The sequence below is a fragment of the Paenibacillus terrae genome, from assembly GCF_005217525.1.
Classification (GTDB): domain Bacteria; phylum Bacillota; class Bacilli; order Paenibacillales; family Paenibacillaceae; genus Paenibacillus; species Paenibacillus terrae_C.
In genome coordinates this window covers 1,175,652-1,189,285 of the sequence record NZ_PNXQ01000016.1, presented here as the reverse complement: position 1 = coordinate 1,189,285, position 13,634 = coordinate 1,175,652, and the positions used below count along the sequence as shown (strand labels likewise).

Below are 13,634 nucleotides of genomic sequence, written 5' to 3'. Positions count from 1 at the left end.
TATGAAACGTTCTGCCGATGAAATTCGTAAAGAGTTACATGAATTCTTCGGTTTGCGGGTGAAAAAATTGTTGTCTGAGACGCTTCGCTATGACGTCGTAGAAGCTGTGCTTGCTGCCGGATTTGATGATGTTGCTTCTGTCGTTAATCGTGGAGCTGCTCTGATGAATGCAGTACAAACGGGAGATGCCTTTAAAGCAACGGTAGAGTCGTTTAACCGTGTAGGCAATTTGGCTGCAAAAGCTGTTCATGCATCAGTTAATACGGGTGAATTTACGGAACAGGGTGAAAAAGCGCTCTATGAAGCATGGTACGGCGTTTATGAATCTTATCATACAGCATTGCAGGAAGGTGATGCCACGCGAGCTTTAGCAATTGCTTCGTCCATTACTCCTGCGATAACAGCGTTCTTTGATTCCGTAATGGTTATGGCTGAGGATGATGCGCTTCGTAATAACCGTCTGGCATTACTGGCCGCCATTGATACAGAACTGAAGCGTTTTGCCGATTTTTCCAAGCTCGTGGGCTAATCGCAGCTGTAATAGTATGAACAACTTGAAAAAATGGGTATAAATATACGGAACGGTGTAGGAGCGATCTTGCAGCCGTTCCGTATTTTACTCGAATTCGGATGGAGATGAGGGATGCTTGTGGGAATATCCGGAGGTTTATCGGATGTGCGGATCGTTGTCGACGGAGACGCTTGTCCTGTCAAAAGCGAAATTGCGGATACAGCTTCCCGTTTTCAAGTTCAGGTTATTATGGTATCTTCGTATGATCATCTTATCCAGGGCAGTGGAGGCGTGACCATCGTAAAAGTGGACCGTAGCGACCAAAGCGCTGATCTCTATATTGCTAATCATATCCGTCAGGGAGACATTGTAACCACTAACGATTACGGTCTTGCCGCACTTGCTTTGGCTAAAGGCTGTGAGGTAATGTCCTTTCGCGGAGCAATGTATCGAAACGATTCGATTGATTTTATGCTCGACCGCCGTCATACTTCTGCCAAGGAAAGGAAAAAAGGGCGTTACGGAAAAGGTCCTAAACCCTTTACAGCAGAGGATCGTGAAGTTTTTCAACATAAACTGACAAAACTTTTACTCTTCTTGCAGGAGAATGAATAACGGTATCGAATTATATTTACGTGCTAAAGAGATGAAGGTGGTTAACATGAGTGCTGGACAAGGCAACATACCGGACGATATCATTGAGTCGGTTTTACAGCATCATGATATCGTAGATACGGTAAGCAAGTACGTGCATTTGACCAAGCAGGGGAAATATATGAAAGGCCTCTGTCCTTTTCATTCCGAAAAAACCCCTTCATTCACCGTGACACCGGATCGTCAGATTTTTTACTGCTACGGCTGCGGCGCGGGAGGCAATGCCATCAAATTTATGATGGAAATCGAAGGACTATCCTTTCCCGAAGCTGTCAGAACAATGGCGGAAGAAAGTCATATCCCTCTCGGCGAATGGCAGGGACGTGAGTCAACGCACCAGCATCCTGAGTTGGACAGGTTGTTGCAAGCGTACGAGCTAACTTCTAAGATGTACCATTTTCTCCTTAAAAATACGGAGCATGGCAAACCGGCTATGGAGTATTTGCGGTCACGAGGATTTACTGACAAGATCATTGATCAATTTCAGATTGGCTATGCCCCCAACCGATGGGATACGATCGTCCAGTTTCTGGAGAAGCGTTCTTTCGATCCTCTTGAGATGGAAAAGGGCGGGCTTATCTCTCCCCGACATGAGGGTGATGGGTATGTGGATCGGTTCAGGGATCGCATTATGTTTCCTATTTGGAACCGAAATGGCAAAGTAATTGCCTTTGCGGGCCGTATACTGGGTGAAGGACAGCCCAAGTATTTGAATTCACCGGAAACCAAGCTGTTCAATAAGAGCCGGACCTTGTATAATCTGCATCATGCCAAAAATTCGATTCGCAAGCTTCGCCAAAGTGTTCTTTTTGAAGGATACGGCGATGTTATCTCGGCTTGGGAAGCAGGTGTGCAGAACGGGGTGGCCGCTATGGGCACAGCTTTGACGGAGCATCATGCCACGATGCTAAAAGGACTGTGCGACGAGGTCATTATTTGCTATGATGGTGACCGGGCAGGACAAGCTGCTGCGCTCAAAAATTTTCCGTTGCTGGAAAATGCGGGACTTCACGTTAAGGTAGCGCTGGTCAGCGACGGTATGGACCCGGATGATTTTATCCGGCAATACGGCGGGGAAAGGTTTCAGCGCCAAATTATCGAAAGTGCCGTTTCAACGGTGAAATTTAAGCTTATATATCTGAAAAAAAACCATATACTGCAAGAGGAAGAAGGAAGAATCGCGTACTCCCGCGAAGCATTAAATGTCATTGCACCTCTGTCATCCCCGACCGAGCGGGAAGTGTATTTGCGCGAAGTGTCAGCTGAAGTCAAGGTGGATTTTGAAACCTTAAAGCAAGAATGCAATTTACTCCGACAGTCCCTGCAAAAAAAACAGGACTTTGGGGATAATAACGAAAATCGGTGGAATAATGGTAGGCATAAAAACGGGCAGATTGCAAAACCAAATGTCATGCCAGCTTATCATGTGGCGGAACGCAGATTACTCCACTGGATGATGCAGGATGCAGAAACTGCACAATATGTGGAGAAGCATCTGGGGGATGCCTTTAATATTGAGGATCATGCAGCAATTGCTGCTTATCTATACGCCTATTATGCACAAGGTAAATTACCGGATACAAGCCGATTTATTTCTTCTCTTCAAGACGACCGTCTGGAAAAAACTGTAAGCTCGATTATGATGATGGATGCTCCAGATGTATCGCCACACGTATTGGACGATTGTATTCAGCAGGTGTGCAAATTTCCATTGCAGAAGCAATTGGATTTGAAGAGAGAAGAAATGAGAGCCGCGGAGCGTTCTGGTGATGCTTTGCGCGCAGCACAAATTGTAATTGAGATTATAGCCCTAGAGAGACAATGAACACACAGAGGTCGGATGTTTCTAGGGAGGAGGGAGTCGAAAGATGGCGAATGATCAGCATACTGAACTGGAGACGGAACTGACACTGGATCAGGTTAAAGATCAATTGATTGAGTTGGGTAAAAAAAGTTCCTCTCTGAACTACAAAGATATCATGGAAAAACTATCGTCGTTTGATCAAGACCCCGAGCAAATGGATGAGTTTTATGAGCAACTGGGTGACTTGGGGATTGAGGTAGTAAATGACAACGACGAAGAAGTTACCAGATTGCGTCAAAACGACGACCCGGAGAACAATGACGGGGATGACTTTAACTACGATGACGATCTGAGCCTGCCTCCCGGTATTAAAATCAATGATCCGGTCCGGATGTACCTGAAGGAAATCGGCCGTGTACCACTCCTTTCCGCTGATGATGAGGTAGAGCTGGCAAAACGGATCAACAACGGTGATGAAGAAGCCAAACGTCGACTCGCAGAAGCGAATTTGCGTCTGGTTGTAAGTATTGCCAAGCGTTATGTTGGCCGTGGAATGCTTTTCCTGGATCTGATTCAGGAAGGTAACATGGGTCTGATTAAGGCAGTAGAAAAATTTGATTACGAAAAAGGATTTAAATTCAGTACGTATGCAACCTGGTGGATTCGTCAGGCCATTACGCGCGCTATAGCCGATCAGGCAAGAACAATCCGTATTCCTGTGCACATGGTAGAGACGATCAACAAGTTGATTCGGGTATCTCGTCAACTGTTGCAAGAGCTGGGACGGGAACCTACGCCAGAAGAAGTGGCTGCGGAGATGGAGCTGAGCGTGGAGAAAGTACGAGAAATTATGAAAATTGCCCAAGAACCGGTTTCATTGGAAACGCCAATTGGTGAAGAAGATGATTCACATTTGGGGGATTTCATTGAGGATCAGGAAGCGCTGGCGCCTGCGGATGCGGCTGCCTATGAACTTCTGAAGGAACAGCTTGAGGATGTACTGGATACGTTGACCGAACGGGAAGAGAACGTCTTGCGTCTCCGTTTTGGTTTGGACGACGGCAGAACCAGAACCCTTGAGGAAGTGGGTAAAGTGTTCGGTGTTACACGCGAACGTATTCGTCAGATTGAGGCTAAAGCGCTGCGCAAGCTGCGCCATCCAAGCCGCAGTAAGCGACTGAAGGATTTCCTCGAATAGAAAGTGTAACATTGCGGACCTTCTGCGGCTTGAAGCGCGCAGGAGGTCTTTTTTATCCCATGGCAGCCTTGGTGGAGGGGAAAAGCTTGGACCAGGAGAAAAAACGGGCAATACTGTTACATGAAATTGAGCATTGGCGGCGAAGTCGGCTGCTCCCTGAGCAATATTGCGATTTTTTGTCTAATCTCTACCGGGAGGACGAAAATCCGTCCCAGAGCCATAGCCACAGCAGCACCGGGCTACTTACATATCTTAGAAACGGGCATGGAATCGCCTGGCTTCTTGGTTTTGTCATTATTTCCTGCATTTGTTTGATCGGTTTTTATTTTACCGCTTTTCCGTTGGCAATGCAAATATTCTCGGCATGTGCAATAACCGGGATCTGCTATGGAGTGGCCGCCGTTTGGCATTCTTCAGAAAAGAGCATGAGCACCATGCTGAGTACCTTGGGCAGTGTGATTATGCTGGGTTCAGGTGTGTGGATTATTCAGCTTCACCAAGGTGATCCTAAATTTTGGTTTCTTGTTCTTGTCGGTTTGTGTGGGCTGGTATGGTGCCTTGTGGGCTTAACCTTGCGTATCGGGTTGCTTCACTATTGTGGCTTTATCGCACTGCTTTTGGTATACGCAGTGCTTATAGGGCGATACTGGCCTACAGCTTCTTACGTGATGCTTGAGGGATTTTGGATTTTACATGTAGCATTACTTGTAGGGTTAAGCTGGTGGGTACATCGCCGCTTTTCACGTCTGGCTTCGGTTTATTTTGCTATCGGAATGACATTGGTTTTCATGCCTGAAGCAGACATGATCGTGCTGCGCCTTCAAGCGCCGGGAGAGGGTGTATTGTACGCCTTATTAAAGTTGGCTATTGTTGTATGGATTTTATTTTGGACTCGAAAAAAATGGATTACGTGGGTGACGTCATGAAGCTTTCTCAACGATTACAGTATATTATGGAACAAATTCCTGTCGGGAGCAGATTAGCGGATATTGGCTCTGACCATGGGCTTTTGCCTGTGGCTGCGGTGCGCAGTGGTCGGGTAACGCAAGCTGTGGCGGGCGAAGTCAATGATGGGCCGTTGCAAGCGGCTCAAAAGCAAGTCGCTGAAGCAGGCCTGGCTGACCGCATAACGGTTAGAAAAGGCGACGGTTTGGCCGTAATTATAGCCCATGAGGTTGATATTATTACGATAGCCGGCATGGGTGGAGCCTTAATCGCTTCCATTTTGGAGCAGGGGAAAGACAAGCTGGCTTCAGTGAAGCGGCTTATTTTACAACCAAACGTAGGCGAGGATATTTTGCGTCGATGGCTGATCGAGCATCAATGGGTATTGACAGGCGAGCATATTATGGAAGAAGACGGAAAGATATACGAAGTTTTGACGGCTGTACCCGTGTCGGATAGTCCTGTGAAGCAGGGCGAACTGTACCGACCGTTAGCCCTTTCCGGTAGCTCGCTAGTATTGACGCAGAATTGGCTGGAACAGCTTGGACCGTTGCTGGTCAGAGAGCCCAATGAAGTCTTTTTCCGTAAATGGAAGCTGGAAATTCATAAGCTCCAAAATGTGCTTGCACAGTTGGCGCGGTCAGAGCAGGAATCGGCGCAGCAAAAGCAGCAACAATTACGCAAGCAAATTGAACAGCTAGAGGAGGTACTTACATGTTTGCCAAAGGACAAACGGTAATTAGCTATATGGAGCAGTTGGCTCCAAAATATTTGGCCGTTCCGGACGACAGAATCGGGCTTCAACTGGGCAGTCTGCAAAAAGAGATCAAAAACATACTGGTAGCTCTTGATGTCAATGATGAGGTTGTTGAAGAGGCGATCCGCATAAAGGCAGACCTCATTATCGCTCATCATGCTATCATATTCCGTCCACTCAAAGCATTGAATACGGATCAGCCTGCAGGCAGACTGTATGAAAAGCTCATTAAGAACGATATTGCTGTCTACGTCAGTCACACAAATCTGGATACGGCGGAGGACGGAATGAACGACTGGATGGCGGAAGCTTTGGGCATTCAAAGTGAAGGTACGCTGGAAGATGTCCACACGGAGCAATTGTTCAAGCTTGTCGTTTTCGTACCGAAAACACATCATCAACGGGTGTTGGATGCTGTACTGGGTGCGGGGGCCGGACATATCGGCAATTACAGCCATTGCAGCTTTAACATTGATGGCTACGGAACTTTCGTGCCGGGTGAAGGCACACAGCCGTTTTTGGGTGAGCCGGGTAAAATGGAACGCAGCGAAGAAGTACGCATAGAGACGGTTGTGCCACAGGGAGTACGCAACAAAGTCGTTCAGGCGATGCTCAAAGCTCATCCTTATGAAGAGGTAGCCTATGACCTGTACCATATGGATTTGCAGGGCCGCACATTTGGCCTGGGACGGGTAGGTAAGCTCAAGGAAGCCCGCACGTTACGTGAGTTTGTCAATGATGTAAAAGAAGGCTTCAACGTCGAGCATGTACGCGTAGTGGGCGACTTGGAACGTACAATCAAAAAAGCAGCCGTGCTCGGGGGCTCTGGCAGTCGCTATGTAAACAAGTCAATTTTTAAAGGGGCTGACGTCTTAGTTACGGGTGATATCGACTATCACACGGCTCAGGATGCCCTTATGGCTGGCATTGCCCTCATTGACCCTGGTCATAACGCAGAGAAGATAATGAAGCCTAAAACCGCAGAATGGATGCGCAAACGGTTGGAAGAAGGCCGATACTCTACGGAAGTACATGTATCTCAGGTGAATACCGAGCCTTTTCAATTTTTGTAAAAACTTTACTTCTATGAGAAGATGAACATGTGTCATTATTTTTAGTTCATAGAGGAGAGGTTGTATGCGAACTTTAATTGCTGATCCTGCGATCCATGCCTATCCGGGAATGGTTGCAGTTGTTACTTCCCGTCATAACGGTGTGCAGAATGTAATGGCCTCTGGCTGGCATACATATATCGGATCATCACCGGGCATGTATGGCATTTCGTTGCGGAAGGAAACGTATTCGTATGGTCTGATTGAAAAAAGTGGAGGCTTCGGTGTTCAATTTTTGCCCGCCCACAGATCGGAATGGATTCAGGCTGTAGGTTCCTTTAGCGGCAGGGATATAGATAAGTTTCAGCATTTCGAGATTGCATATGAGGACGGAATTTCTGTGGATGTCCCTGTATTGCTGGATGCTTATCTTGCTTATGAGTGTAAAGTGGTAGATATTCATACCTATGGAGATCATGATTGGATTGTCGGTGAGATACAGCAAACTTACCGGGACGATGAATTCTTTCTGGATGAAGGCATACCTGAATTTAGTAAGCTTCATATTCCTTTATACGTGGGTCGCTCTACTTATTTTGTGGCAGATGATACGTTACAAAAGAAGGTACACCCGTTTTATTTGAACAAATAAAGGAAGCTTGCTAATTTACAATATTTTTAGGGTTGTGTCGAGCGTGCGTTCCCTGTATACTATGTAATGTTGTTCGGAAAGTTTAACAGACAATCGCTGGCGGTGTGAACCGCGAGAGGAAAGTCCGGGCTCCATAGGGCAGGATGCTGGATAACGTCCAGTCAGCGCGAGTTGAAGGATAGTGCCACAGAAATGGACCGCCGATGGCCGCTTGCGGCACAGGCAAGGATGGAACCGAGGTGTAAGAGACCCCGAGGAACGCTGGTGACTTCGTTCCTGGTAAACCCCATCTGGAGCAAGACCTAATGGGACACAGCTTCTTCGCGAAGCGGCCTTAGCCCGAGGCGTGTCTAGGTTGGTCGCTGGAGCCGGATAGCAATATTCGGCCTAGATAGATGATTGTCGCTTGTAGTGGGAGGGTAGTTCCCGTCTGTACCACGATAGCACAGAACCCGGCTTACGGAAAACTTTCCCCACTGCAACACATTTAAAATGTAGTGAATTTTATTTTGTAAATAACCTGTTTGCATGAAAACTTGGAATCCAAATGTATTTAATGAATTACAAAAAAGGTTCAAGCCATTTTCCTTTGGAATTAGGCTTGAACCTTTTTTTGTATACCGTAATTTACGCAACGTACGTGTAAGTTTAGGTCTATTTCATTCTGTTTTTTTTATCTACTCATTCCCTCTATCGTAAAAATGTTTGGGGATGAGCACGTAGTCAGCGTAGCGTAGCATTTGAATCCGAAGAAGCGCAGCGATTCGTAAGACCTGATGATTCGCGAAGCGTTCTCGCGTGCGTGCCCTGCCAACCTTATCAGCGCACGCTTTTTTCCAATCTTTCCTCTGTATACATCTTCAATGCGCGATCCAAACGGTTAACCGCTTCAGGAAGCAGTGAAGGATCGGTATGCGTAAAGTTGATCCGTATATGGTTGCTGCCGCTCAGATCAGCATAAAATACTTGTCCTGGCACAAATGCGACGCCTTCCTGAATGGCCAGTTCCAGCAAACGATCGGAACGGAAGCCTTCGGGTAAAGTGACCCACATAAACATTCCGCCAAGTGCATCATTCCAAGTAATACCTTCCCATTGACGTTCTTTCATCAGCGTTGTGAGGCGTAGCATACGAGAGTGATATTCGCTGGATACGGTACGAATATGTCCATCCAAATCAAAAAAGTCCAAGAGCTCATTTAAAGCGCATTGATCGATACTGCTGGAGTGCAGATCAGCAGATTGTTTAGCCTTCGAGACTTTATTGACAATCGCTTGATCAGCAACCAGCCATCCAGAACGAACACCAGGAGCAACGGTCTTGGAGAACGTTGAGGTGTACATGACATGACTATCTTCACCTTGCTGCTGGTCAATGGATAAAAGGGTAGGGAAGTTAAGTTTTTCGTCAAATTTGAGACGTCCGTAAGGATCATCCTCAAAAATTAAAGTTCCGTATTTACGGCATAGCTCAACAACGCCTACTCTGCGTTCCATGCTCCATACACTCCCCGCTGGATTGGAGAAAGTTGGGATGACATACACGAATTTAGGCTGATATTCCTTGAGCTTCGCTTCTAGATCATCTAATTGCATACCGTTGGAGTCTGTATTTACACTTACAATGTTGGCACCATAGGACTTAAACACCTGAAGAGCTGCCAAATAAGTAGGGGACTCCACCAATACAGTATCCTGCGGATCGAGCAGTACACGCGAAACCAGATCAATAGTCTGCTGTGAGCCCGTCGTCATGATGATGTTATCTCTGGTGACGGAGATGCCTTGGGATGCCATCATGGATGTAAGACGTTCCCGTAAAGGAATATATCCATCGGTTAGACCGTATTGAAGCGCGGTAGTACCATTGAGACGGAATACCCGCTCATAGGCTTTAGCAACAGCTTCGACGGGAAAAAAGACATCGGCCGGAAGACCGCCTGCCAGGGATAACACTTCTGTTCCCTGTGTCAGCTTCAAAATGTCCCTAACGATGGACGAGCCCTGAGTACGAGCCATACCCGAAAATTTGTATTCCAATCCAATCATCTCCTGTGTTCTATACTGTACTATGAAATTTATTGTATTATAACAATAATGAAGTATAACAGTAAACGTCTGAATATAACAGTTGATTGGTCTAATCGAAAGCCGAAAAAAACCTGACCCCAAGAAAAAATTTGAGTCTTAGAGGAAGGAAGGTTACATCGGCAATGATCCGGTTATCCAGATGTGCATAAAAATCAGCAAAACAAGATCCCCACAAAAACTCAATAAACAAGCTGAACCACCAGCCATCGGACAGCTTTTGAGCATACCCAAAAAAGTGTCTGGATCGCCTTCATAGCGATTCTCCAGACACTTTTCTCTTTTACCCTGATATGCTATTTGTGGCTACTACCCTGTTTTTCAACTAGGGACTGGTTTTTATTAGGATGCATGTTCAAACTGACTGTTGTATAGATCGGCATAGAAGCTGCCTTTAGCCAGCAATTCCTCATGGTTACCTGTTTCGATAATGTCACCGTCCTTCATGACTAGAATCAGATCGGCGTTCTTGATCGTCGAGAGGCGGTGGGCAATCACAAAGGAGGTTTTCCCTACGGTAAGCCGGTCCATCGCTTGTTGAATCAGCAATTCCGTACGCGTATCGACCGAGCTTGTGGCCTCATCTAGAATGAGCATGGGTGCATCTTCAATCATGGCTCTTGCAATGGTGATCAATTGCTTTTGACCGGCAGAGAGAGTGGCTTTGTCGTCCAGCACCGTATCATAGCCCTGCGGCAGTGTTTTAAGGAAGCTGTGTAGCCCCACCGCTCTACATGCGGCTTCCACCTGTTCATCGGTAACATGCTCTTTGGAAAAGGCGATATTCTCACGGATCGTTCCTTCAAACAGCCAGGTATCCTGCAGCACCATACAGAATAATTCATGAATATTCTCACGTGTTAATTGGCTGATCGGGGTTCCGTCAATATAGATTTCTCCGTCGTTCAGCTCATAGAACCGCATGAGTAAATTCACGAGCGTCGTCTTACCGGCGCCTGTCGGACCCACAATGGCAATTTTCTGACCGGCTTCAGCTTTCATGGAGAAGTCTTTGATAATCATACGGTCTTGGTTATAACCGAAACGGACATGTTTGAATTCGACATCCCCTTTGGCGTTGTCCAGCTTCTTGGTCTTGTCGCTCTCATCCGCCAATTCTTCTTCACCCAGAAATTCGAATACACGTTCACTGGCGGCAGCCGCCGATTGCAGATTGGTTGCGGCCTGTGCCAGCTGTGACAAGGGCTGTGTAAACAGACGAATATACACCATGAAGGCCACAATAGTTCCGATCGTTATAGCATGTTGGTTCACCAGCAAAGCGCCCACGACACAGACTGCGACATACCCGAAATTCCCGATGAACATCATAACCGGCATCATCAGGCCTGACATGAACTGGGACTTCCATGCATTTGTATATAAGCGGCTGTTAATGCCATGGAACTCTTCCGTGGCTGCTTTTTCTCCGTTATATACCTTGACTACGTTATGACCGGCATAGGTTTCTTCGATATGACCGTTGATCTGGCCAAGTTCCGCTTGCTGTGCTACAAAATATTTCTGTGAATGCTTCATAATCACGGTCATCAGGGAAAAACCGATCAGCGTAGCTACAATCCCGGTAAAGGTCATGATCCAGTTTGTATACAGCATCATAATCAAGGCGCCTACGAAGGTTGCCAGCGCGCTGACAAGCGTGCCGAGACTGTTGTTTAACGTTTGTCCGATGGTATCGACATCGTTGGTCACACGGCTGAGCACATTACCATAGCTCGTAGCATCAAAATATTTTAAAGGCATATGATTGATTTTTCGGGACAGCTCTGTCCGCATCTTCTTTGTAAGACGCTGTGACACGGTCGCCGTAATGAAACCTTGGAAATAGTTAAAGATAAGACCAAGACCATACAAAAGTACCAAAACAAGAACAATTATCTTGACAGCACTCACATCAACCCCTGTTACGATTCCTTCCTGAATCAGGTTGGCAATATCGCTGAGCTTACTCGGACCAATGACGTTGAAGGCGGAACCGACCAGGGCCAGCACCATAGAGAGTATAATGATGGGCACATAGGCCTTGATGTAGGATAAAAGCTGGCTGATGGTCTTTTTAAAATCATTCGCTTTTCCACCAGCACCCATGCCCCCCGCAGGACCTCCAACCATGGGACCTCGCTGTTTCGTTTTCATATGCTGGCTGTCGACGGTGTGTTCATTCTTATCCATGTACGAGTTCCTCCTTCGAAAGCTGCGAATAAGCGATCTCCTGATAGGTGCTGCAGTTCGCCATCAGCTCATCATGTGTGCCGCTTCCTACAACCTCACCCTGTTCCAGTACGATAATTCGGTCAGCGTCTTTAATGGTGCCTATGCGCTGAGCAACAATGAGTGTAGTAGCATGGTCAGTTTCTTTTTTGAGAGCCGAGCGCAGAATCCGGTCTGTTTTGTAGTCCAGTGCTGAAAAGGAATCATCGAAGATATAAATCTCCGGCTGGCGGTAGATGGCACGAGCAATGGACAGACGCTGCTTTTGACCGCCTGATACGTTCGCTCCACCTTGTGAAATCCGTCCCTGATACTGACCGTCCATTTTTTCGACAAATTCCGTGCCTTGGGCAATCCCTACGGCTGCTTTGACGAGTTTTTCCGAAGCTCCTGATCTTCCGTTATCTCCATACGAAATGTTGGATGCCACCGTACCGCTGAAAAGCACGGCTCTCTGAGGGACATACCCGATTTTGTTATGGAGTGCCTGCTGCTTATAGTTTCTGACATTCACACCATCCACGAGCACCTCTCCCTCGGTCACATCGTAGAAACGGGGAATCAGATTGATCACGCTGGTTTTGCCGCTGCCTGTTGCGCCAATAAAGGCAACCGTCTCACCCCGTTTCGCCGTAAAGCTAATGTTGCGAAGCACAGGCTCATCCGCGTCTGGATATTTGAAGCTGACATTACGGAATTCAACCTGACCCATAACGCCCTCTTCTCCAGCCGTCTCATGCCCGTTCATGATGCTGGATTTGGTGTTCAATACCTCCATGATCCGTTTGGCAGAAATCGAAGCACGAGGCAGCAAGAAGAAAATCATACTAACCATCATAAAGGCCATGACCACCTGCATCGCATAAGACGAGAACACGACCATATTGGAGAACAGTGCAATGCGGTCGGGCACGGCCGTCCCGTTAATCAGGTAAGCGCCAATCCAATAGATAGCGACACTCAGACCCGACATAATAAAGGTCATACCCGGGCCAATCATCGCCATTAACCTGTTCGCAAACAGGTTTGTATTCGTCAATTCGACGTTGGCCTGCTCGAACTTCTGCTCCTGATACTGATCTGCATTATAAGCGCGCACCACTCGAAGTCCGGTCAAATGCTCACGTGTTACCCTGTTCAGATTATCAGTGAGACGCTGGATTCGCTGGAAACTGGGGAGAGCGAAAATAACAATAACACTTAGCATCAGGATCAGAACAGCCACGGCCGCTCCTGTAGAGGCGGTCCACTGCCAGTTTTTATCCGCAATCTTCACAATAGCCCACACGGCCAAAATTGGTGCCTTGATGATCACCTGGAGTCCTAACGCAACGATCGTTTGAATCTGGGTAACATCGTTTGTGGTGCGGGTGATGAGGCTTGCCGTCGAAAAGTTGTTCATCTCTTCCATCGAAAAGGATAAGGTCTTATCAAAGACCATCGCACGCAGACGCATGGCCAGCCCTGCCGCCACCTTCGCCGCGAAATAGCCGACAATAATAGATGCAATCATACTGCCAACGGCACATAACAGCATGTAACTGCCGGGAATCAGCAGTTCCGACATAGGTGTCCCTTCCGTTTGCAGCTTGGTCGTAATTTCCGCCATATAATCAGGCAGCTTCAGATCAAGCCATACCTGCACAACAATGAAAGCCAGGCTGCAAAGCACGAGCATCCATTCATTTTTCTTGAGATATTTGAATATCTTCAGCATTCTGTTGCTCTCCTTTTATCTGAA

General features: G+C 47.0%; 11 protein-coding genes and 1 other RNA gene. 9 read left to right on the top strand and 3 right to left on the bottom strand.

Annotation, left to right across the window (positions count from 1 at the left end):
* From C1I60_RS25995 to rnpB, 9 genes are all read left to right on the top strand, one after another.
* On the top strand, positions 1-529 hold a 529-nt coding region (locus C1I60_RS25995; RefSeq protein ID WP_252361835.1), incomplete at its 5' end, for a DALR anticodon-binding domain-containing protein.
* Between the two features lie 114 nt (positions 530-643).
* Positions 644-1,126, top strand: a complete 483-nt coding sequence (locus tag C1I60_RS23090) for a YaiI/YqxD family protein (RefSeq protein ID WP_137063810.1) — start codon at positions 644-646, stop codon at positions 1,124-1,126.
* Positions 1,119-2,990, top strand: coding sequence for a DNA primase (gene dnaG / locus C1I60_RS23085; protein ID WP_170970876.1), 1,872 nt, complete (start codon positions 1,119-1,121; stop codon positions 2,988-2,990). Before C1I60_RS23090 ends, dnaG begins: the two co-directional genes overlap by 8 nt.
* 43 nt (positions 2,991-3,033) lie before the next feature.
* Positions 3,034-4,167 carry an RNA polymerase sigma factor RpoD gene (rpoD, locus tag C1I60_RS23080; RefSeq protein ID WP_014282481.1) on the top strand — a complete coding sequence of 378 codons (1,134 nt, stop codon included), beginning with the start codon at positions 3,034-3,036 and terminating at the stop codon, positions 4,165-4,167.
* Between the two features lie 86 nt (positions 4,168-4,253).
* Positions 4,254-5,093 (top strand): hypothetical protein, encoded by an 840-nt coding sequence (locus tag C1I60_RS23075; RefSeq protein WP_137063892.1) that lies wholly within the window; start codon positions 4,254-4,256, stop codon positions 5,091-5,093.
* The gene (locus tag C1I60_RS23070) at positions 5,090-5,851 is read left to right on the top strand and encodes a tRNA (adenine(22)-N(1))-methyltransferase (RefSeq protein WP_137063808.1); all 762 of its coding nucleotides are present in this window, start codon (positions 5,090-5,092) and stop codon (positions 5,849-5,851) included. The genes C1I60_RS23075 and C1I60_RS23070 overlap by 4 nt, the downstream gene beginning before the upstream one ends.
* On the top strand, positions 5,827-6,942 hold the full coding sequence (locus C1I60_RS23065; protein ID WP_137063807.1) for a Nif3-like dinuclear metal center hexameric protein: 1,116 nt from the start codon (positions 5,827-5,829) through the stop codon (positions 6,940-6,942). Before C1I60_RS23070 ends, C1I60_RS23065 begins: the two co-directional genes overlap by 25 nt.
* Positions 6,943-7,006: 64 nt before the next feature.
* Positions 7,007-7,573 (top strand): flavin reductase family protein, encoded by a 567-nt coding sequence (locus C1I60_RS23060; RefSeq protein ID WP_137063806.1) that lies wholly within the window; start codon positions 7,007-7,009, stop codon positions 7,571-7,573.
* 77 nt (positions 7,574-7,650) lie between these two features.
* An RNA gene (rnpB, locus tag C1I60_RS23055) (RNase P RNA component class A) lies at positions 7,651-8,048 on the top strand.
* 344 nt (positions 8,049-8,392) lie between these two features.
* On the opposite strand, the gene C1I60_RS23050 is transcribed toward rnpB, so the two are convergent.
* The 3 genes from C1I60_RS23050 to C1I60_RS23040 all read right to left on the bottom strand — a co-directional run bounded on the left by C1I60_RS23050 (position 8,393) and on the right by C1I60_RS23040 (position 13,610).
* A complete protein-coding gene (locus C1I60_RS23050; protein WP_137063805.1) occupies positions 8,393-9,613 on the bottom strand; it encodes an aminotransferase-like domain-containing protein in 1,221 nt (406 codons plus the stop codon).
* Between the two features lie 390 nt (positions 9,614-10,003).
* A complete protein-coding gene (locus C1I60_RS23045; RefSeq protein WP_137063804.1) occupies positions 10,004-11,854 on the bottom strand; it encodes an ABC transporter ATP-binding protein in 1,851 nt (616 codons plus the stop codon).
* Positions 11,847-13,610, bottom strand: a complete 1,764-nt coding sequence (locus C1I60_RS23040) for an ABC transporter ATP-binding protein (RefSeq protein ID WP_137063803.1) — start codon at positions 13,608-13,610, stop codon at positions 11,847-11,849. The genes C1I60_RS23045 and C1I60_RS23040 overlap by 8 nt, the downstream gene beginning before the upstream one ends.
* Positions 13,611-13,634 lie beyond the last annotated feature (24 nt).

What these genes read in the sequence shown, in the direction of transcription:
- C1I60_RS23040 (WP_137063803.1), bottom strand. Translation starts at nt 13,610, where the DNA reads ATGCTGAAGATATTCAAATATCTCAAGAAAAATGAATGGATGCTCGTG.
- rpoD (WP_014282481.1), top strand. Translation starts at nt 3,034, where the DNA reads ATGGCGAATGATCAGCATACTGAACTGGAGACGGAACTGACACTGGAT.
- C1I60_RS23065 (WP_137063807.1), top strand. Translation starts at nt 5,827, where the DNA reads ATGTTTGCCAAAGGACAAACGGTAATTAGCTATATGGAGCAGTTGGCT.
- C1I60_RS23090 (WP_137063810.1), top strand. Translation starts at nt 644, where the DNA reads ATGCTTGTGGGAATATCCGGAGGTTTATCGGATGTGCGGATCGTTGTC.
- C1I60_RS23045 (WP_137063804.1), bottom strand. Translation starts at nt 11,854, where the DNA reads ATGGATAAGAATGAACACACCGTCGACAGCCAGCATATGAAAACGAAA.
- dnaG (WP_170970876.1), top strand. Translation starts at nt 1,119, where the DNA reads ATGAATAACGGTATCGAATTATATTTACGTGCTAAAGAGATGAAGGTG.
- C1I60_RS23070 (WP_137063808.1), top strand. Translation starts at nt 5,090, where the DNA reads ATGAAGCTTTCTCAACGATTACAGTATATTATGGAACAAATTCCTGTC.
- C1I60_RS23060 (WP_137063806.1), top strand. Translation starts at nt 7,007, where the DNA reads ATGCGAACTTTAATTGCTGATCCTGCGATCCATGCCTATCCGGGAATG.